Origin of the sequence: Stenotrophomonas sp. CASM106, assembly GCF_049384825.1 — a bacterium.
GTDB lineage: Bacteria > Pseudomonadota > Gammaproteobacteria > Xanthomonadales > Xanthomonadaceae > Stenotrophomonas > Stenotrophomonas muris.
This window is the reverse complement of record NZ_JBMRFS010000002.1, coordinates 1-21,166: the sequence shown is the minus strand read 5'-3', so window position 1 is coordinate 21,166 and position 21,166 is coordinate 1. Positions and strand designations below refer to the sequence as shown.

Below are 21,166 nucleotides of genomic sequence, written 5' to 3'. Positions count from 1 at the left end.
CCGTCGCATGTTCAACATCCTCATCGACACACCCAACCGCGACCAGCGACGTGTCCGCTGCCTGCACCGTGAATGCGGGATCGGCCGTGGCGACGGCAACCTGGTGGTGCTGCAGGGCTGGAGCATCGCCCAACGCCATGCGGCGCTGAAGCGCGAGGACCAGGGCATCTTCATCGAGAGCCTGGGAGGCCGCTCGCCGGTACTGGTGAATGGCGAACAGGTCAAAGGCAGCCGTGGCCCGCTCACCAGCCGTGACCGGGTGCAGATCGGCGATTACCTGCTGCAGGTGGTGGACGACGACCCGCCAGCCGAACCCACCGCCGATGCTGGAAGTTTCAATGCGGGCGCGGCCAACGATGTGCCGGTGGACGCCACGCCCGCACCGGCACCCGCACCGGCGCAGCCATCCAGCGAACGCCAGCTGGCGCGGCCGGAGCAGCTGCCACCGGACATGGCGGTCTATCGTGCAAAGCTGCATGCCTCGCTGGTCAAGCAGATGGACCTGCGCCGGCTCGACGTGCGCAGCATGGACGATGAGTCGCTGCGCAACGCCACGATCAAGCTGATCGATGAAGTGATGCAACGGGAGTTCTCCGAGCTGCCCAAGACGATCAACCCACGCAGGCTGGCCAAGGAGGTGCTCGATGAGGCCATCGGCCTGGGCCCGCTGGAAGACCTGATCGACGATGCGACGGTGACGGAAATCATGGTCAACGCGCACGACCAGATCTTCATTGAACGTGCGGGCCGGATCGAACGGTCCCCCATTGTCTTCACCAGTGACCGCGCGGTGCTGTCAGCCATCGAGCGCATCGTGACGCCCCTCGGTCGCCGCATCGACGAAAGCTCGCCGATGGTCGACGCGCGGCTGAAGGATGGCTCCCGCGTCAACGCCATCATTCCGCCGGTGGCGCTGCGCGGCCCGAGCATCAGCATCCGAAAGTTCGCCAAGCGCAAGCTGGAAGGAAAGGACCTGCTCACCTTCGGTTCGCTCAGCCAGCCGATGCTGGAATTCCTGATCGTTGCGGTGCGCGAACGGCGCAACATCGTCGTCACCGGCGGCACCGGCTCCGGCAAGACCACCCTGCTCAACATCCTTTCCAACTTCATTCCCGATACCGATCGCATCGTCACCATCGAGGACGCGGCCGAACTGAAGCTCGTCCAGCCCAACCTGGTTGCCCTGGAAGCGCGTCCTCCCAACATGGAAGGCAAGGGCCATATTTCCATCCGCGACCTGGTGCGCAACGCGCTGCGCATGCGCCCGGACCGCATCGTGGTCGGCGAGTGCCGCGGCGGCGAAGCACTTGACATGCTGCAGGCCATGAACACCGGCCACGAAGGATCGCTGACAACCGCCCATGCCAACAATCCGCGCGAGGCGCTGTCGCGCCTGGAAGTGATGGTCATGATGTCCGGCATGGAGCTGCCGATGACGGTGGTGCGCGAACAGATCTCGTCGGCAGTGGACCTGATCGTGCACCAGAAGCGCTTCCCCTGCGGTTCGCGCAAGGTCAGCCACATCACTGAGTTGACGGGCATGGAAAGCGGAACCATCCAGCTGCAGGATGTGTTCCTGTTCAAGGCACGCTCCACTGCCGGACGCGATGGCAAGGTGGTGGGCGAGTTCGTCGCGACCGGTGCAGTGCCGGAGTTCTATGAAGAGCTTGCCGAGCGCGGCGTCGCCGTTGACCTGGACATTTTCCGTACCGGGGGACGGCGGAATGAGTGACATCCTGCTGATCGCCCTGCTGTGTTTTGCCTGCGTGACGGGCTCGGTGCTGTTGCTGGCGCGTGCCAGCTCCGGCTTCATGGACCGTTACCGCGCCAACTTCATGGACCAGGCGCGGGTCAATCTGGCCGACATGTTCCTGTTCGTCGACCCGCGCGTGCTGTTCAGGACCAATGTCCTGATGCTGCTGGCGATTCCCGTGCTGCTGTGGATCGTCACCGGCGGCAACCTGCTGCTGCCGATCCTGGCCCTGATCCTGCTGGCCATAGCGCCACGCAAGATCTACCTGTGGCTGAAGCAGCGCCGCCTCGACCAGATCCAGCAGCAGTTGCCCGACGGGCTGCTGATGCTGGCCGGCAGCCTCAAGGCCGGCGTCGGCTTCAATCCTGCGCTGGAAGCACTGGCCCATGACGGCCTGCCTCCGCTGGCCCAGGAGCTGGCACTGGTACTGCGCGAGCAGCACATGGGCGTGCGCACGGAGGAGGCGCTGGACAACTTCGCCGCCCGCGTGCCCATTGCCGACGTGAAGCTGTTCGTGGCCGCCGTCAGCATTTCGCGCGAGGTTGGTGGCAATCTCGCCGAGAGCCTCTCCACGCTCGCCGAAACGCTGCGGCGCAAGCTCATCATGGAAGGCAAGGTCAAGGCACTTACCGCGCAGGGGCGCCTGCAGGGCATCGTCATGGCGATGCTGCCAGCCGGCCTTGTCGGCTTCCTCGTGCTGTTCTATCCAGAAACGATGAACCCCATGTTCCACACCTTCATCGGCTGGTGCGTCATGGCCCTGATCGGGGTACTGGAATACCTCGGCTACCGCATGTGCCGCAAAATCATGACGATCGATATATGAACGCCCTGCTCATCCTGGTCGCACTGCTTGCCGCTGCCGCTGTTGGGCTGCTTGCATTCGCGCTGCGCGGACTGGTGCAGTCGGTCGAGGTGGACCAGCGCAACTACCAGGATCCGCTGCCGCTGCTGCTGCGCATCCTGTGGCCGCTGATTACGGTCGCTACGCGCCTGGCCGGGCCGCGCCTGTCCTCGGCACAGCTGGAGCGCGCGCATCGCAGCCTGCAGTCGGCCGGCCAGGACTTCGTGCTGTCACCGGAAGAACTGTATGGCGCACGCATCGTCTCCGCCGCCGTGGCCAGTAGCTTCCTGTTGCTCACCATCATCCTGCTGGGCCGGTTCGGAGTCGGCTCCGTGCTGATGGCCCTGGCATTCGGCGCACCGTTCGGGTGGATGTATCCCACGCTGTGGCTGGGCGAACGGCGGAAAGCGCGCTCCAAGCATGTGATCCGCGACCTGCCTATCTTCCTCGACTTCATCACCATGGCCGTCGAAGCGGGCCTGAACATCACCGGTGCGATCGAACAGTCCGTCGACAAGGGTCCACCCGGTCCGCTGTCACAGGAGTTCTCGCGCATGTTGCGTGATCTGCGCGCCGGCCTTCCGCGTGCCGAAGCGCTGCGGCGCATGTCCGATCGCGCCGACATTTCCCAGGTGACCAGCTTCACCAGCGCTTTGATCCAGGCGGACCGGGTGGGTGCCAGCCTGAGTGACACACTGCGCTCGCAGGCCATGCAGCGCCGCGAAGAGCGCTTCCTTCGCGCCGAGAAGCTGGCCCTGGAAGCGCCGGTGAAGATGATGCTGCCGCTGGTGCTGTTCTTCTTCCCGCTGATCTTCGTCGTCCTGGCCTACTTCATCTTCCTGCAGATGAAGCAGCAGGGCATCCTGTGAGTCCCCGCACATGAGAACCGGCGCCCTGATCCGCGACCACCAGCAGTTGCTCAGCTGCGTCTGGCATGCCGATCGCTGGCACCAGCGGCTGCGCGGCCTGCTGTTGCGCGCGCCACTCCAGCCTGGGCAAGGCCTGCTGATAACCCCCTGCTCGAGCGTGCACACCCTGGCCATGGGGTATCCACTCGACCTGTTGTTCCTGGACCGCGATCAGCGCGCCGTTGGCTGGCGCGAGGCCGTGCGCCCATGGCGCGGCGCCTGGTGCCGCGGCGCCTACTCGACGCTGGAAATGCCGGTGGACAGCCTCAGGCATATTGCTCCGGTGCTGGGCGAGACGTTCCAATGGTGCCCTTCTCCGCCTGCGGCACCGCCATCCACGAGGGCGTTGCAATGAAGCACATCCGCACATCCATCCGCCAGCAGCGGGGGCAATCGCTGATTGAATTCTGCATCGTGGTTCCGGCCTTCGTCTTCCTCATCCTGGTCATCTTCCAGTTCGTCCTGATCTATCGCGCCAAGTCGCTGCTGGATTTCGCCACGCTGCAGGCCGCGCGTGCCGGCGCGGTCAGTGGCGTCAATCATTCCGAGATGCGCAGCGCACTGGAAATGGCGATGGCTCCCCTGTACGCGACCTCGCCGGATGCCGCCGGTGCCGTCGCCGCCCGCGCCAAGGTCGCCCTGCTGTGGAAGAACCCGTTGCTGTCACCGAAGATCGAGGTCATTTCACCCAGCCGCGCGGCGTACAACGAGTTCCGCGAGCGCCAGTTCGATGGGCGCTATGCGCTGCCGAACGACAATCTTGCCTTCCGCGATGCACGTGTCGGCAGCAGCCGCGTCAGCGTGCAGGACGCCAACATCCTCAAGATCAAGGTCACCTATCCGATGCCCCTGATCGTTCCCTTTGCCGACCGGGTGATTGCTGGTCTTTCAGACCTGGTCAGCGAAGGCGACAGCTTCCGCCCGGCCTCGATGCTGATCGAGGACCCGATCACCGGCCATCGCCGCATGCCGATCGAGTCCTACGCGATCGTCCGCATGCAGAGCCCCGTGCATGACAGCAACAACCTGGCGCGCTGACATGCAGGTGCTGCTGGCCAGCCTGTTGATGGCAGCAACCTGGGCCGCCGCCGCGCAATCCACGGACGCTGCTGACAACGAACCTCCACAGGCGCGATTGCTGGCACGCGCCTATGGCCTGGGCCCACTCGGTCCAAGCTCGCCTGGTGGTGAGGTCGAGGTCGAGATCCGTTTGCGCGGGCCTGCCATCCGTATTGATTTCCGCGGCGACAATGCGCCCGATGCATGGCTGACCACCCAGGGCCAGCGCGGCCGGGCATGGCTGGTGAGCGAGCGCGGCAACTACACGCTGCCGGTCGCCGACGCCAGTGGTCCCTACTGGTACGATCCTGCCGCCCCATGCCACACGATCGGAGGGCGCTGCTCTCCCGCACCCGGCGAGTTCATCCTGGGTCGCCTCGCTGCCGGCTGGCGCTATGACAGTGCGCATGGCCCTGATGGCACCACCTCCGGCACGTTGTGGATCGATACCCGCACGGGCCTGCTGCTGGGTTACCGCGGACGCACCGGCAACCAGCGTACCGAACGCGGCTTGCGGGTTACCGAGGTCACTTTCGATGAGGTGCCGTCGAGCCTGTTCGACCCGCCCGCCGGATTGCGTCGACGCACGCAGGATGCGGCGAACTGAGCGAGGTGGTTGCAGCGCCGACACCGTGGCGCGGGGGTCTCACTCCCTCCGCGCCGGTAGATCCACGCAGCGCGTGGATCTACCGCTGGCCCGCCCCCCTTAGAAGCCTACCCGCAGGTTGATCTGCCCGCCGACATCGCGGCGGCCATCACCGTGCTGGCCCTGCACGAACATCGACAGCTGGCTGTTGCGACCCAGGCCGACCGCCACGCCGAGCTGGCTGACCAGCGCATTGCGTGCCATCACCGCGCTGTAGACATCGAAGGCATCGCCACCGACCGCGAAGCGGTTGCGGCTGGCCACATCGGTGTCACCCGATGCATGCTGCCAGCCCAGGCCGACGGTCAGCTGCGCCGGGAAGCGCGCGCCGCTACCCACGTCCCAGCGACCCCGCACGCCCACCGTGCTGACGTTGAGCGTGTCCTTGCCGCCTTCCAGCACCAGTGCGGCACTGCCACCCTGCTCCAGCGCACGATCACTGTCGACCCAGTGCCGGGTGAACTGCACGTACGGCTGCAGTTGGGTCCTGCCATGGGTCCAGGTCCAGCTGCCTTCGACCTGGGCGATGGTCACGTCCGAATCCTGGCGGCTGTACAGGGTCTGGCCCAGCAGAGGCACTTCACGCGTGGTGCGCGTGCGGTAGTCACCGCGCGACACGCTGCCACCGACCGCAAAGCCGTTGTTCCACTGTCCCTGTGCATACAGGCCGAACGTGTTGCCGCGCAGGCGGGCGCGCGAACTGCGATCGTACAGGCGCGTATCCAGCCGTTCGTTGCCGGCCGCCGCACCCAGCACCACGTGTTCACCCAGCTGCCAGTCCACACCCGCCATCACCGCATTGCGGTTGGAACGGATCTCATCGCCATTGCCATCGCCATCCTGCTTGAACACCTTGCCGCTACCGGCCAGCCAGGCCGAGGCACGCTCACCACGCACGGTCGGCAGCTCACTGCCCAGGCGCTGGCGGATGCCCTCTTCCAGGTAGTTGTCGTACAGCAGCACCGCGCGGCTGGCCGCGTGCACTTCGCCGGAGAGCTGGTCGAATGCGCTGCGCGCAGTGCTGGCGTCATACAGCAGCACCGTGTTGTACAGGCCCAGCGCCGCGCCACTCTGCGGCAGGCTGTCCAGCGCCGCAGCGGTGTTGTACTGGTTGCGCGTGTTGGCCACGGTGGTGAACGCCGCCGTCTGCGCCACGTCGATCTGCAGGTTGGCGGTGTTGGCGGTGTAGACCGGGGTGATGGTCAGGAAGGCCGACGGCGAGTTCGCCGAGGCGAACTGCCCGCTCACCCCACCGCCCGCATTGATCACCGTGTACTGCTGGCCCTGCTGGTAGCTGGTGCTCGGCGAGATGGTGTTCACCTTTACGGTGCTGCCACCCACGTTGGCGCTGCCGCCCACCTGTACCGTATCGCTGCCGCTGGCACCCAGATCGATGCCCAGCGTGCTGCCCGGCGACAGGGTCAGGTTGCCACCCACAGTGATCGTGCCGGTGCCATTGCCTGTGCCGCTGCCGTTGCCCGGGCCATTGCCCGGCGACAGCACGCCACCACTGGACACCGTCACGCCACCGCCGGTGCCACCGATGGTGCCGGTGCCGGACAGCGTGGTGCCGCTGCCGATGGTCCACTGGCCGCCGATGGTGCCGGTGACATTCAGGCCGCCGCCGGTGACCTGGCCGGTACCGTTGAAGCCACCACTGTTGCCGCCGAGGTTCAGGCCACCGGGGCCGGCCTGCACGATGCTGCCGCCGCCGCTGATGCTGCCGCCCAGCGTGGTGGTGCCACCGGTGTTGATCACCAGGCCACCGTTGTTGGTGATGTTGCCGGTGATCGCGCCGCTGGCCCCACCGTTGCCGACCTGCACCGTGCCACCGGCGTTGATGGTGGTGCCACCGGTATAGGTGTTGTTGCCGGTCAGGATCACGGTGCCGGTGCCGGCCTGGGTCAGGCCGCCGCTGCCGCTGATGGTGCCGCCGACGGTGGTGTTGCCGCCCACGTTGAACACCAGGCTGCCGTTGTTGCTGACGTTGCCGGTGATCGCACCGCTCGCGCCACCGTTGCCGACCTGCAGCGTGCCGCCGGTGTTGATGGTGGTGCCGCCGGTATAGGTGTTGTTGCCGGCCAGGACCACGGTGCCGGTGCCGGCCTGGGTCAGGCCGCCGCTGCCGCTGATGGCCCCGCCGACGGTGGTGTTGCCACCCACGTTGAACACCAGGCTGCCGTTGTTGACGACACTGCCGCCGATCGCACCGGTCGCACCGCCATTGCCAACCTGCAGCGTGCCACCGGCGTTGATGGTGGTCGGGCCGGTATAGGTGTTGTTGCCGGTCAGGGTCAGCGTGCCGCTGCCGGCCTGGGTCAGGCCGCCACTGCCGCTGATGGTGCCGCCCAGCGTGGTGTTGCCGGCCACGTTGGACAGCAGCGTGCCATTGTTGGTGACATCACCGACGATCGAACCGGTCGCACCGCCATTGCCCAGCTGCAGCGTGCCACCGGCATTGATGGTGGTACCGCCGGTGTAGGTGTTGGTGCCTGTCAGCAGCAGCGTACCGCTGCCGGCCTGGGTCAGGCCGCCACTGCCGCTGATGGTGCCGCCCAGCGCGGTGTTGCCGGCAACGTTGGAGATCAACGCACCGTTGTTGGTGATGTCGCCGGCGATGGCGCCGGTTGTACCGCCATTGCCCACCTGCAGCGTGCCGCCGGCATTGATGGTGGTACCGCCGCTGTAGGTGTTGTTGCCGACCAGGGTCAGCACCCCGCTGCCGGCCTGGGTCAGGCCACCACTGCCACTGATCGCGCCGCCGACGGTGGTGTTGCCCGCGACGTCGAAGACCAGGCTGCCGTTGTTGGCGACATTGCCGGTGATCGCACCGGTGGCACCGCCATTGCCCACCTGCAGCGTGCCACCGGCATTGATGGTGGTACCGCCGGTATAGGTGTTGTTGCCGGTCAGGGTCAGCGTACCGGCACCGGCCTGGGTCAGGCCACCGGTGCCGCTGATGGTGCCGCCCAGCAAGGTGTTGCCGGCCACGTTGGACACCAGCGCACCGTTGTTGGTGATGTCACCGACGATCGCGCCGGTCGCACCGCCATTGCCCACCTGCAGCGTGCCGCCGGCATTGATGGTGGTACCGCCGGTGTAGGTGTTGTTGCCGGTCAGCACCAGCGTGCCACTACCGGCCTGGGTCAGGCCGCCGCTGCCACTGACCACCGCGCCCACGGTTGCCGTCGTGCCCAGGTTGTAGACCAGGCTGCCATTGTTGGTGATGTCGCCCAGCACCGAGCCGGTGCTGCCGCCGTTGCCGATCTGCAGCGTGCTGCCACCATTGATGGTGGTGCCGCCGGTATAGACGTTGTCGCCGCTCAAGGTCAGCGTGCCGGTGCCGCTCTGCACCAGGCCACCAGTGCCACTGAGCACACCGCCGAAGGTGGTGCTGCCGTTGTTGCCGCCGGTGGTCAGGGTCGCACCGCCCAGCACCACGCTGGATCCGGTCACGCCGGCCAGGCCACCGATGCTCTGGCTGCCACCGGCACTGATGTCCAACGTGCCGGCACCGGACAGGTTCACCGTGCTGGCACCGGACAGGCTGCCACCGGCCGCCACCGCCAGCGTGCCGCTGTTGATGGTGGTGGTACCGGTGTAGGTGCTGGCGCCGCCCAGGGTGACGGGTGCCGCGCCATCTTTCAGCAGGCCGCCAGCGCCGCTGATCGGGCCATTCAAGGTCAGCGCGTTGCTGCCCGCCAGGGTCAGCGTGCCATTGGCCAGCTGCACGGTGTTGGCCAGGGTCAGCGCGCTGGTGCCGTCCAGGCTGGCGTTGCCGCCCACGGTCAGCGCGCCGGTGCCCAGCGAACCGTCGTTGCCCAGCAGCAGGCCACCGGCATTGAGGGTCACGCCGCCCGTGAAGACGTTGACGCCAGTCAAGCCCTGGATGCCTGCGCCGTTCTTTACCAGGCCACCGGCCCCTCCGATGGTGCCGGCGAACGTGGTATTGCCCACGCCATTGAGGGTCAGCGTGCTGCCGCCCAGCGCAACGGTCGAACCCGCCACGCCTGCCAGCGAACCGATCGCCTGCGCACCACCCGCGCTGATGTCGAAGGTGGTACCGGCATTGGCCAGGTTCACCGCACCGGTCGCCGCCAGGCTGCCACCGGCGCCGATCGCCAGCGTGCCGGCGTTGATGGTGGTACCCCCGGTGAAGGTGTTGGTGCCGGTCAGCGTCTGGGTCCCCGAGCCTTCCTTGATCAGGCCACCCGAGCCGGCCAACGAACCACTGAACGTGCCATTGCTGGCATCACCGATCGTCAGCGTGTTGGCCCCCAGGTTCACCGTACCGTTGCCGACCAGTGTGCCGAACTGCTGCGTGCCGCTGCCCGCCGACAGATCGAAGGTCGCACCCGAGGCCAGGTTGACGATGCCACTGGCGTGCAGGCTCGCGCCAGCACCCAGTGCCAATGTACCGGCGTTGATGTTGGTGCCACCGGTGTAGGTGTTGGTGCCGTTCAGGGTCAGCGTTGCGGCTCCCTCCTTGGTCAGGCTGCCGGTGCCGCTCAGGTTGCCGTTGAGGGTGAGGTTGTTGCTGCCGAGGACGGTCAACGCGTTGTTGAGGGTGAAGTTGTTGGCGAGGGTGACCGCTGTGTTCGAATCGAGCGTCGCAGCGCCTGCGACCGTCACCGCACCGGTGCCCAGCGCAGCATTGTTGCCGACCACCAGGCCGCCGGCGTTGAGCGTTACGCCGCCGCTGAAGGTGCTGCCGCCGTTGAGCGTCTGCACGCCTGCGCCGTTCTTGACCAGGCCGCCGTTGCCACTGATCGCACCGCTGAAGGTGCTGTCCACGGTGCCGCCCAGGGTCAGCGTGCTGCCACCCAGCGCCACCGTACTGCCGGCGACGCCGGCCAGCGAGCCGATGGCCTGGTTGCCCGCCGAAATGTCGAACGTGCCGGCACCGGCCAGGTTCACCGCGCCGGTCGCGGCGAGGCTGCCACCCGCGCCGATCGCCAGCGTGCCGTTGTTGATGGTGGTACCACCGGTGTAGGTGTTGGCACCGCTCAGGGTCACGGTGGCCGCACCGTCCTTGACCAGGCCGCCGGTACCGGAAATCACACCGCCCAGTGTCAGCGCCTGGCTGCCAAGCAGGTCGAGGTTCGCGCCCGCTGCGAGCCCGATGTTGTTGGCCAGGTTGACGCCTGTCGATGCATCCAGCGTCGCGTTGCCGCCCACTGCCAGCGCACCGCTGCCGAGCGCAGCGTTGTTGCCGACCACCAGGCCACCACCGTTGAGTGCGACGCCACCACTGAACAGATTGGCGCCTCCCAGTATGAGGACGCCGGCGCCATTCTTGACCAGGCCACCGGTGCCGGAAATCGCGCCATCGAAGAGGCTGTTGCCCACACCACCGAGTGTCAGCGTCTGTGCACCCAGGCTCACCGTCGAGCCCGCCACGCCGTTCAACGAGCCGATGCTCTGGTTGGCCCCTGCGGTGGAGATATCGAAGCCGGTGCCTGCAGCGCTCAGCGTCACCGCGCCGGTGGCTGCAAGGCTGCCGCCCGGACCAATCGCCAGCGTACCGGCAGTGATGAAGGTGCCGCCGGTGTAGGTGTTGGCACCGGTCAGCGTCTCGATGCCCGTACCGACCTTGGTCAGGCCACCCGTGCCTGCGATCGAGCCACTGAAGGTGCCATTGGTGGCGCCGCCGACTTCGATCGAGTTGGCGCCGAGGTTCACCGTACCGTTGCCGACCAGGGTTCCGAACACCTGCGTGCCGCTGCCGGCAGACAGATCCAGCGTGGCACCTGTGGCGAGGTTCACGGTACCGCTCGCCGCCAGGCTGGCACCGGCCCCCAGCGCCAGCGTGCCGGCGTTGATGTTGGTGCCACCGGTATAGGTGTTGATGCCATTCAAGGTCAGCGTCGCGCTGCCGTTCTTGGTCAGGCTGCCGGCACCGGAAAGGACGCCGTTGAGCGTCAGTGCGTTGGTCCCGAGCACGGTCAGCCCGGCGTTGAGCGCGATGTTGTTGGCCAGCGTTGCCAGGCCGGTGGTATCCAGCGTGGCAGCACCGCCGACCGTCAATGCACCGGTGCCCAGCGCCGCGTCATTGCCGAGTACCAGCCCGCCTGCATTGAGGGTCACGCCGCCGCCAAAGGTGTTGGCACCGGACAGCGTCTGTACGCCCGCGCCCACCTTGATCAGCCCCCCGCCGCCACTGATCACGCCGTCGAACGCGGCGTTGCCGGCCGTACCGAACGTCAATGAGTTTCCGCCCAGCGCCAGCGTGCTGCCGCCCAGACCATTGAGTGCGCCGATGGTCTGGCTGCTGCCGGCACCGGAGATATCGAAGCCGGCGCCCGCCCCCAACGTGACGTCACCCGCCGCGGCCAGGCTGCCGCCCGTGCCCAGCGCCAGCGTGCCGGCATTGATGGTGGTACCGCCGGTGTAGGTGTTGGCACCGGACAGCGTCAGCGTGGTAGCGCCGTTCTTGATCAGGCTGCCATTGCCGCCGACCACGCCCGACAGCGTCAGCGCATTGCTGCCCGGCACCGTCAGTGCAACGCCCGAGCCCAGCGTGACCGCATTGCCGAGCGTCACTGCCGCGCCCGCATCCAGCGTGGTGCTGGTATTCACCGCCAGCGCGCCGGTACCAAGCGCACCATCCGCACCGACGACCAGGCCACCACCGTTCAGGGTCAGGCCGCCAGCGAAGGTGTTGGTGTTGTTGAGGGTCAGCAGGCCCGTACCGTTCTTGACCAGGCTGCCATTGCCGGCCACCACGCCACCGAGCGTGACATCGTTGCTGCCGCTCAGCGTCAGCTGCGTGCCCGCACCGAAGTTCACTGCATTGGCCAGGTTCAACGCCACCGTGCTGTCCAGCGTGGTGGTGCCACCGATGCCCAGCGCACCGGTGCCGAGCGCGCTGGCATTGCCGAGGATCAGGCCACCCGCGTTGAGTGCAACACCGCCACTGAAGGTGTTGGCACCGGACAGCGTCTGCACGCCGGTACCCGTCTTGACCAGGCCGCCAGTGCCACCGATCACGCCGGCAAAGCTGCCGTTGCCGGCGCCGCCAAAGGTCAGCGACTGCGCGCCCAGCGCCAGCTGGCTGCCTGCGACGCCGTTGAGTGCGCCAATGGTCTGCGCGGCACCGGCTGCGGAGATGTCCAGCGTCGCACCGGCACCGGCAAGATCCACCGCACCGGCCGCGGCAAGGCTGCCACCGGCCCCCAGCGCCAGCGTGCCGGCGTTGACGGTGGTGCCACCCCCGAACGTGTTGGCGCCAGACAGCGTGAGGCGCGCCGCGCCATCCTTGATCAGCCCGCCGGCGCCGAACACCGGACCGGTCAGCGTCAGGTCATTGCTGCCCAGCACGGTGAGGTTGGCGCCGGCGGCGAGGCCGAGGGTGTTGCCCACCGAAAGCGCCGCAGTGGCATCCAGCGAAGCGTTGCCGCCCACGTCCAGCTGGCCGGTACCCAGCGCCTGTGCGTTGCCAAGCTGCAGTACGCCCGCGTTGAGCCCGACGCCCCCGCTGAACGTATTGGCGCCGTTCAACGCCAGTGTCGCCGCACCGTTCTTGACCAGCCCGCCGGTGCCGCTGATGACGCCCCCCAGCGACACGTTCTGGCTGCCCAGCAGATCCAGCACCGCACCGGCGCCGAGGTTGACGCTGTTGGCCAGGTCCAGCGCCACCGAACTGTCCAGCGTGGTGTTGGCCCCCACCGACAATGCACCGGTGCCCAGCGCGCCGGCATTGCCCAGCAGCAGGCCGCCGCCGTTGACGGTCAGCCCGCCACCGAAGCTGTTGGCGCCATTGAGGGTCAAGGTGGTGGCACCGTTCTTCACCAGCCTGCCCGCACCGGACACCACCCCACCCAGCGTGATCGACTGCGAACCCGGCAGCGACAACGCGGCGCCTGCACCCAGTGCCACGTTGTTGCCCAGGTTCAGCGGCGCACTGCCGTCGAGCGAGACGTTGCCACCGATGCCCAGCGTCCCGGTGCCGAGTGCGCCGCTGTTGCCCAGCAGCAGGGCGCCAGCGTTTGCGTTCAGTCCACCACTGAAGGTGTTGGTACCGTTCAAGGTCAGTGTCGCCGCGCCGTTCTTGACCAGGCTGCCGGTGCCCGTGATGTTGCCGGCCAGGGCCAGGTTCTGGCTGCCCGGCAGGGTCAGGGCCGCGCCGAGGTTGATCGCATTGCCCAGGTTCAACGCTGCCGTGGTATCCAGCGAACCGTTGCCGCTGACCGTCAGCGCGCCGCTTCCCAGCGCACCGGCATTGCCCAGCACCAGGCCACCGGCCGTAAGGTCCAGGCCACCACTGAAGGTATTGGCGCCGGTCAGCGTCTGCACGCCGGTGCCCTGCTTGACCAGGCCGCCGGTACCACCGATCACGCCCGCGAACGTCTGGTTGGTGGCATCACCGAAGGTGAGCGTGCTGCTGCCCAGCGTCACCGTGCTGCCGGCAATACCGGACAGCGCGCCGATGGTCTGGTTGCCGCCGAGCGAGATGTCCAGGTCCGCGCCAACGCCGGTCAGGCTGACCGCACCGCCGGCAGCCAAGCTTCCGCCGCTGCCCACCGCAACCTTGCCGGCATTGATCGCCAGGCCGCCGGTGAAGGTATTCGCGCCACCCAGCGTAAGCGTGGCTGCACCGTTCTTGACCAGGCTGCCGGTGCCACCGATGGCGCCGCCCAGCGTCAATGCGTTCGAGCCCAGCACATTGAGCGAGCCACCCGCGCCCAGCGTGATGCCATTGCCGACCGCAAGCGTCGCGCTGGTGTCGAGCGACACCACGCCACCAACATTCAGCGCACCGGTTCCCAGTGCTCCACCGTTGCCCAGCACCAGGCTGCCGGCATTGAACGCCACGCCGCCGCCGAAGGTGTTGGCGCCATTGAGCGTCAGCGACGACGCACCGCTCTTGACCAGGCCACCGGTGCCACCGATCACGCCGTTGAACGTCAACGCCTGGTTGCCGAGCAGATTGAGGCTGGCACCCGAACCGAGGTTGACCGCGTTGGCCAGTGCAAGCGCCCCCGTGGTTCCATCGAGCGTCACGTTGCCGCCGACACTGAGTGCACCGCTGCCCAGCGCAGCAGCATTGCCCAGCAGCAGGCCACCGCCGTTGAGTGCCACGCCGCCACTGAGGTTGTTCACGCCCGACAAGGTCTGCACGCCGGTGCCCAGCTTGACCAGGCCACCCGTGCCTGCGGCGAACGTACCGCTGTAGCTGGTATCGCCCAGCCCCGCGAGGGTGAGCGTGTGGCTGCCCAGGTTGACCGAACCGCCGAGGCCCGCCAGCGAACCGATGGTCTGGTTGGCGGCCGCCGACAGGTCCAGGGTGGTACCGACGCCGACCGTGATCGCGCCGGTGGGTGACAGGCTGCCGCCCGCGCCCAGCGCCAACGCGCCTCCGGCCAGGTTGAAACTGCCGGTCAGCGCATTGGCGCCGTTCAAGGTGAGGGTGCCGGCGCCGCTCTTGGTCAGGTTGCCGGCACCGGAGATCGAACCGTTCAATGACAACGCATTGCTGCCCAGCAGGTTCAGCGAGCCCCCGCCATTGATCACTAGATTGTTGCCCAGGGTGAAGCCCGCCGTCGTATCCAGTGAAGCGCTGCCACCCACGGTCAGGTTGCCGCTGCCCAGTGCACCGGCATTGCCCAGTACCAGGCCGCCGGCATTGAGGTTGACGCCGCCGGAGAACAGGTTTGCGCCGCCGAGAGTAACGATGCCGGTGTTGTTGACCGTCAGCCCGCCAGTACCGGACAGCAAGCCCCCCAGGCTGAACGCATTGGTCCCTGCCAGGGACAGATTTCCACCAAGGCTGAAAGCGTTGGCCAGGTTCAGACCGGCCGTGGCGGAGGCGATGGCACCGCCGTTGGCGGTGAACAGCCCTGTGCCGAAGGAACCGGCATTGTTGAAATTGACCAGGCCATCATTGAGCGTGGTCGTACCCGCACCCGCCCACGCACCCTGCAGGTTCCAGGTGCCGCTGTTGACGGTGAGCTTCTGGAAGTTGAGGTACTGGTTCCAGCCCAGCGTGGTCACCGCTCCGCCGGTGCCGGACCCCGGACCGCTGACGACGTTCTGCAACACCAGCGTGTTGTTGGCCGCACCACTGCCGGTACCGGCGTCGACCGATCCCGCAGCCGCAACCTTTACCCCGGTGACACCGGTAATCACGCCGGCAAGAGCGCTGCCGCCGCCGCTCACAACGCTGGAACCCGACACTGCGGTGAAGGTGTTGCCACCGGTTGAATCACCCAGGTGAACGCTGCCACTGACCGCCCCCGCATTGAGGAACGTGTTACCGCCAGAAGCACCCAGGCCGACGCGTCCGTCGATGGTGCCTGTGTTGGTCACATTGGCGGCTGCACCACCATAGGTCACTACCGTGGTCGCGTCGGAAACGCTGCCTGCACCGATCAGCGACGTGCTGATCAGGCCGGCGTTGTTGATGGTGGTGGTGCCGTTGACATTCTGTGCCACCAGCGCCTGTCCACCGAAGCCCAGCAGCGTTGCGATGTTGACGACACCCTTGATCTGTCCGCTGGCGTTGTTGTTGACGACGATCGCGCTGTTGTTGGCAGAACCATTGCCGATGACCAGGCCGGGCGAGGCGAGGATGATCGAGCTCGGATCGATCGTGCCATTGTTGTTGACCGTCACGTTGTCGCCGGTCAGCGTTGCTGCGTTGCCGCCGCCTACGATCGGCGGCGTACGCAGCAATGCACCCGCGTCGATGTTCAGCGTGAGGCCGTTGGTCGCGTTGGAGTAGTTGTTGATGCTGGTGGTGCTGTCGCAGTTTACGGTTGTGGTGCCGGTGCACGCTGCGAATGCCGATCCGCTGGCCAGTGTGGCGGCCAAAGCCGCCGCCAGCTGGTGCGCCCGCAATCGCGGCACCCGCCCTGCGCTGACCGCGCTTCCGCCGGGGTTCTGGGCGACCTCCGAAGCAACCTGCATTACCCCAAGGGCACGATTGAAAACCAGACGGTAAATGCGGTTCATCGGTAAATCTCCATGAAAAGACCGGATGGCACAGCTGGCAGGTTTTTTGGAGACAATGCGGCCCACCCCGGCTCCCCGAACGGGAACAAGGCCTGAAGGCATTAACTCCTGAAAATCTTCACATCTTCACGCGATCGCACCCGGGGACAGGTGCGCCAGCGCGTCCGTCAAGCCGAAAACTCCCCGATTTCGCCCGACGAATGGCGGCACTGTGCGACCGACGGTGCCAGCGGCATGTGAATCACGCGCGCTATTTTTATGACGTGCGTCAAATAACAGGGGCGGACAAAATGGTTTTGCCGAAAATGCATATTGCTGCATGTGGCGGAGAATCCATTCCCCGCCATGAGTAAATAAATTCAGCTGCTGGAGAGTTTCATCAGCACCAGGCCGGAAACGATCAACACCGCCGCACCGATCCGCATCGGGCTGACCTGCTCGCCCAGGAACACAATGCCAACCACGAACGCCCCGACCGCGCCGATGCCGGTCCAGATCGTATAGGCGGTTCCCAGCGGCAGGCTGCGCATGGCCACCGCCAGCAACCAGAAGCTGGCGATCATGCCGATGATGGTGACCACGGTGGGGGTGAGCCGGGTGAAGCCTTCGGACTGCTTCATGGACACGGCCCAGACGATTTCCAGCAGGCCGGCAAACAACAGATAGATCCAGGCCATGACGGCCCTCCTCTTGGTAGGGCCAGGCCGTCCTGGTCTTTGATTCCCGATGTGGGGGAGGTCGTTCCTCCTGGCCGGCATTCTAGCAACGGCGGCAGCCCCAGGCCGCCGCCGCCGGGAGCGGGTTACAGCCGATTCAGTGCATGAAGCTGGCGTCGATGGGCCTGCCTGCGCTAGAATGCGCGTCTGCCATCGGCCAGCCCGATGTGCAGTCCGGCTGTGGTCTCCGGCGCGCCGCGCGCTGTTTCCCCTGATCCGTGAACTGGCCGCCCATCGGGCGGCCAACGTCTCTATGGTGGCCCCGTCGGCCCCTCGCGACGCTAGGTCGAAAACCCCGCCAGGGCCGGAAGGCAGCAACGGTATCGATCGACGCGGGCGCCGAGGTCAGCCGGCGGGGCCACCGCCTTTTCCGCACTGGGGTCAGTTCCCTTTGCATGGCAAAGGGATCTGACCCCGGCTTCGCATTCTTGGCCCGGCATGGCGCCGCGCTACCCTGCCTCGGGCGTGCCCTGGTGGAACACCATGCGCCATCTGTCCCCGTGCCGGCGCCACAGCGAACTGCGCAGCACCCAGTGCTGCAGCTGCCCATCAAGGTGATGGCGGCTGCGGTAGCGCACCTGGGCCAGGTCCTGCGACAGCAGCCAGACGGCGTACTGCTCCGATTCGATCTGCACCTGGGCACGCTCCAGCGGAATCTCCACCAGCGCGGCCGCACGGTCGTAGCACTGGCCGGAGCTGCCGATCTCGCTGAAATCCTCATCCAGCAATGCGGCCAGTTGCTCGCGGTCGGCACGCACCTGCGGCGCATGCAGTGCACGCTCCAGCGCCTCCAGCCCGGCAGCCAACGCCGCACCTGCGGGCTGGCCGGTACCGCTCACGGCGGGTCCTGCGCCAGCACGTGCGGGGCGGTCGGGCTCGCCAGCGGCACGCACTGCCCCGGCTGCGCCACGCGGTGCCCACGCGCAGCCAGCGCCAGACCATCGGCCGCGCTGGCGTAGTGGTACAGCATCATCCGCGCCTGCAGTTCGGCGCTGTACTCACGCTCCAGATCGTCCACGCCGGTATGGGAGGGATTGCCGTGCAGGCCGCAATCGTGAGCGATCAGTTCGTTGTCACTGGCAAAGCGTGCCAGCATCTCCGGAATCGGCCGGGTATCGCCGCTCCAGGTCAGCGCGCCCTGCAGGCGCAGGCCATAGGCCGTCTCCGGCCAGTGGTGGCGCACCGGAAACACTTCCAGGCGCACGCCCTCGTGCCAGAACGCCTCGCCCACCACGATCAGCTGGAAGGCATCCCAGAAGTTCGCACCGCCCTCGGCCAGCACGTTCGGGTAATCCCCGATGCGCTTGTGCAGCAGCGGCACCACCGTGGCGGGCACGTACAGGCGCACCTTGCCGCGCCGGTGCGCATTGAAGAAGGTATCCACGAACAGGCGCTCGAAGCCGGCCACGTGGTCCAGGTGCACATGGGTGACGAACAGCGCCTGCGGCATCTGCCCGTAGTGCGCCTTGAACGCGGTCAGGCCTTCGCCACCACAATCGATGGTCAGCCATGGGCGCCCCTCCCGTTCAATCACCGACATCGGCGACCCCAGCTCGACCGCCGACGCATTGCCGACGCCGAGGAAACGCAGCGACCAGTCCATCAGGTGCCCCGGTTCCAGGCCATGTCATAGGCACGGCGCAGCCGCGCGTAGTCCTTCTGCACGTCTTCCACGCTGCGCTCGCCGCGCAGCTTGATCAGCGAGCGCAGCAGGCGCTTGAGGTTGCGCTCGCGCCAGGCGGTCGCCGGGATGCGGATCACGCCGCGGTCGAAATCGATCAGCCAGCCATGGCCGCTGCCATCGAACAGGATGTTGTGCGCGTTGAGATCGGCATGGTCCAGGCCGGCACGATGGAAACGGGCAATCAGGCGCCCGGTCTCCTCCCAGGGTGCCCCCCGGCCGGCCACCAGTGCGCGGTCGGCCAGCGAGCGCACGCCCTCGATCCGCTCCATCAGGATCGCCGCCCGGTAGCGCAGGCCCTCGCGCATGTAGAACGCGGCGATCGGCCGTGGCACCGGCAGCTTTTTCTCGCGCAGGGCGCGCATCAGCCGGAATTCGGCGAAGCTGCGGGTCCGGTCCGAGCCGCGCCAGAGGTACTGGTCATGGCTGATACGGGCCGCCATGCCGCCGCGCAGGTAGTGGCGCAGCACGCTGGCACCGAACGGCGCATCGACGAACCAGGCGCTGCCGCGGCCGCCCTCGCCCACCGGCCGGGCCCTGCTGCCCCAGTGCTGGGGCGAGAACAGGCCGATCTCGGCTTGCCGCAGCCGCTCGCGGTCGAACAGAATGGCCCCGATGCCGCGACCCTCGCGGCATGGCGTCAGCGCTTCATTGGCGTCGAATGCGACCATTTCATTGAGTCTAACAACACATGGCATCAGCGTCCTCCTCCTTGTGCCTCCTGCGCCTGTCCGCACTTGGCGATGTCACCCACGTGGTGCCCCTGGTGCGTACCCTGCAGGCCGCGCGCCCGGACACGCCGATCCACTGGATCATCGACAAGGTCGGCCACAAGCTGCTCGACGGCCTGCCCGGCGTCACCTTCCATGCCTACGACAAGAAGAGCGGCATGGCCGGGGTCAAGGAACTGCGCAGGCAGCTGCCGCCGGGGCGCTTCGAAGCGCTGCTGCAGATGCAGGTCGCGTTCCGCGCCAACCTGCTGTCGGCCTTCATTCCGGCCGAGCGCCGCATCGGCTACGACCGCAGCCGCTCGAAGGACCTGCATGGGCTTTTCATCAACGAACGCATTCCCGACCGTCCCGGCATCCATGTGCTCGATGCCATCGGCAGCTTCTGCGAACCGCTGGGCCTGCGCCAGACCGAGGTCAGCTGGGACCTGGCCGTGCCGCAGTCCGCATATGAGTGGGCCGCCGCGCAGTGGCGCGACGATGGTCGCCCGGTGCTGATGATCTCGCCCTGCTCCAGCCACGTGCGCCGCAACTGGTACGCCGACCGCTACGCCGCCGTGGCCAACCACGCGGTCACGCGCGGCTGGCAGGTGGTGCTGTGCGGCGGCCGCAGCGAACTTGAGCGCAGCATGGCCGACGCCATCCAGGCACAGCTGCACACGCCGGCGCTGGACCTGGTAGGCAAGGACACGCTGAAGCAGCTGCCCGCCCTGCTGGCCCGCGCCAACCTGGTGATGACGCCCGATTCCGGCCCGATGCACATCGCCAACGCGATGGGCGCCAAGGTGCTGGGCCTGCATGCGGCCAGCAATCCGAACCGCAGCGGCCCGTACTCGGATCGTCGCTATTGCGTGGACCGCTACGACGATGCGGCACGCAAGTACCTCGCCAAGCAGGCCACCGATCTGAAGTGGGGCACCAAGATCGAGTTCGACGATGTGATGGAACTGATCACCGTGGAAGACGGTATCGCTGCCTTCGAACGCTACGTCGCCGACCACCTGGGGTGAGCGGCAGGCCGCCCGGGATTACACGCGCTGCGCGTAATCCTGATAGGACTTCTCCTCCACGTACGCCGAGCCCAGCGCCAGGTTGATCGCCTTCTTGATGCGCGCGCGTTCGTCATTGCGCAGGTACACGCTGCGCGCCAGGTCGATGAAGCCCTGGTCGAACGCCTGCGCCTTCTCCTTCAGCCGGATGTCGTCCTCGATTTCCCACAGCTGCTCGTTGACCACCTTCAGCTCGGCACGCAGCCTGGCGATGTCCTTCACGGCCGCCGGGTGTGCCATCCAGGTCTGCTCCAGCGCCGACAGCTCCCTGCGCACGTTGGCCAGCTTGCCCTCGTCGCTGATGCGCTCGGACTTGATCTGCAGGATCGAAATCTTGTCCAGCAGCTCGCCGAAAGAAACGGGAACGAGGATTTCAGCGGTCATGGGGAAAAGCTCCAGCAGGTGATGCGTACATGGTAACCCGCAGCGTCCGCACGGATATCCCCGGTAGATCCACGCCATGCGTGGATGAGCCTGCCAGCAGGAACAGCGTCCACGCACCGCGCGGATCTCAGTGATGCATCTGGAGGACCAAGCCCCTCTGTTGAGGGGCTGCCCCGACAGGGGCGGGGAGAGGCCGGCAAAGGGAGGGGCCCACGCGTTGCGCAGCAACGTGTGGGGCGACGCGCAGAGCGCGTCGCGTCCCGCGCCAGATCAGTACAGGGTCACTACGGCGTGATTCCCGCCGCGCATCCACGCACCGCGCGGATCTCAGTGATGCATCTGGAGGACCAAGCCCCTCTGTTGAGGGGCTGCCCCGACAGGGGCGGGGAGAGGCCGGCAAAGGGAGGGGCCCACGCGTTGCGCAGCAACGTGTGGGGCGACGCGC

The 21,166-nt window shown here is 67.0% G+C and carries 13 protein-coding genes and 1 other RNA gene; 8 read left to right on the top strand and 6 right to left on the bottom strand.

Features of this window, described 5'->3' with window-relative positions; translation table 11 throughout:
- The first annotated feature begins 7 nt into the window (after positions 1–7).
- From VG556_RS03765 to VG556_RS03740, 6 genes are read left to right on the top strand one after another with little or no spacing between them, the layout of a single operon-like run.
- Complete coding sequence (locus VG556_RS03765) at positions 8–1,732, top strand: ATPase, T2SS/T4P/T4SS family (RefSeq protein ID WP_014646169.1); 1,725 nt, start codon at positions 8–10, stop codon at positions 1,730–1,732.
- Complete coding sequence (locus VG556_RS03760) at positions 1,725–2,579, top strand: type II secretion system F family protein (RefSeq protein WP_014646168.1); 855 nt, start codon at positions 1,725–1,727, stop codon at positions 2,577–2,579. The genes VG556_RS03765 and VG556_RS03760 overlap by 8 nt, the downstream gene beginning before the upstream one ends.
- Entirely contained in the window at positions 2,576–3,466 is an 891-nt protein-coding gene (locus tag VG556_RS03755) for a type II secretion system F family protein (protein ID WP_100449534.1), read from the top strand. Before VG556_RS03760 ends, VG556_RS03755 begins: the two co-directional genes overlap by 4 nt.
- 10 nt (positions 3,467–3,476) lie before the next feature.
- The gene (locus VG556_RS03750) at positions 3,477–3,860 is read left to right on the top strand and encodes a DUF192 domain-containing protein (protein WP_032958206.1); all 384 of its coding nucleotides are present in this window, start codon (positions 3,477–3,479) and stop codon (positions 3,858–3,860) included.
- Entirely contained in the window at positions 3,857–4,543 is a 687-nt protein-coding gene (locus VG556_RS03745; RefSeq protein ID WP_032958205.1) for a TadE/TadG family type IV pilus assembly protein, read from the top strand. Before VG556_RS03750 ends, VG556_RS03745 begins: the two co-directional genes overlap by 4 nt.
- A complete protein-coding gene (locus VG556_RS03740; protein WP_238381415.1) occupies positions 4,518–5,171 on the top strand; it encodes a hypothetical protein in 654 nt (217 codons plus the stop codon). Before VG556_RS03745 ends, VG556_RS03740 begins: the two co-directional genes overlap by 26 nt.
- A 99-nt stretch (positions 5,172–5,270) precedes the next feature.
- Here VG556_RS03740 and VG556_RS03735 read toward each other — a convergent pair whose 3' ends face one another.
- Positions 5,271–16,163 carry an autotransporter-associated beta strand repeat-containing protein gene (locus VG556_RS03735; RefSeq protein ID WP_100449532.1) on the bottom strand — a complete coding sequence of 3,631 codons (10,893 nt, stop codon included), beginning with the start codon at positions 16,161–16,163 and terminating at the stop codon, positions 5,271–5,273.
- Between the two features lie 359 nt (positions 16,164–16,522).
- On the bottom strand, positions 16,523–16,840 hold the full coding sequence (locus VG556_RS03730; protein ID WP_005415486.1) for a DMT family transporter: 318 nt from the start codon (positions 16,838–16,840) through the stop codon (positions 16,523–16,525).
- Between the two features lie 301 nt (positions 16,841–17,141).
- Between VG556_RS03730 and ffs the strand changes: the two genes are divergently transcribed.
- Positions 17,142–17,238: signal recognition particle sRNA small type (ffs, locus tag VG556_RS03725), an RNA gene on the top strand.
- A 90-nt stretch (positions 17,239–17,328) separates the two neighbouring features.
- Here ffs and VG556_RS03720 read toward each other — a convergent pair.
- Genes VG556_RS03720 through VG556_RS03710 form a run of 3 tightly spaced genes read right to left on the bottom strand, consistent with a single transcriptional unit; the run spans position 17,329 to position 19,231 of the window.
- Positions 17,329–17,718 carry a DUF4440 domain-containing protein gene (locus VG556_RS03720; RefSeq protein ID WP_049405685.1) on the bottom strand — a complete coding sequence of 130 codons (390 nt, stop codon included), beginning with the start codon at positions 17,716–17,718 and terminating at the stop codon, positions 17,329–17,331.
- The gene (locus VG556_RS03715; RefSeq protein ID WP_032958196.1) at positions 17,715–18,482 is read right to left on the bottom strand and encodes an MBL fold metallo-hydrolase; all 768 of its coding nucleotides are present in this window, start codon (positions 18,480–18,482) and stop codon (positions 17,715–17,717) included. Before VG556_RS03715 ends, VG556_RS03720 begins: the two co-directional genes overlap by 4 nt.
- Entirely contained in the window at positions 18,482–19,231 is a 750-nt protein-coding gene (locus tag VG556_RS03710) for a 3-deoxy-D-manno-octulosonic acid kinase (protein ID WP_032958195.1), read from the bottom strand. Before VG556_RS03710 ends, VG556_RS03715 begins: the two co-directional genes overlap by 1 nt.
- Before the next feature lie 20 nt (positions 19,232–19,251).
- Between VG556_RS03710 and VG556_RS03705 the strand changes: the two genes are divergently transcribed.
- Positions 19,252–20,298: a glycosyltransferase family 9 protein gene (locus VG556_RS03705; RefSeq protein WP_053495269.1), complete on the top strand. Its 1,047-nt coding sequence runs from the start codon at positions 19,252–19,254 to the stop codon at positions 20,296–20,298.
- Positions 20,299–20,316: 18 nt separating this feature from the next.
- On the opposite strand, the gene VG556_RS03700 is transcribed toward VG556_RS03705, so the two are convergent.
- Positions 20,317–20,721: a DUF6165 family protein gene (locus VG556_RS03700; RefSeq protein WP_014646159.1), complete on the bottom strand. Its 405-nt coding sequence runs from the start codon at positions 20,719–20,721 to the stop codon at positions 20,317–20,319.
- Positions 20,722–21,166: the final 445 nt, after the last annotated feature.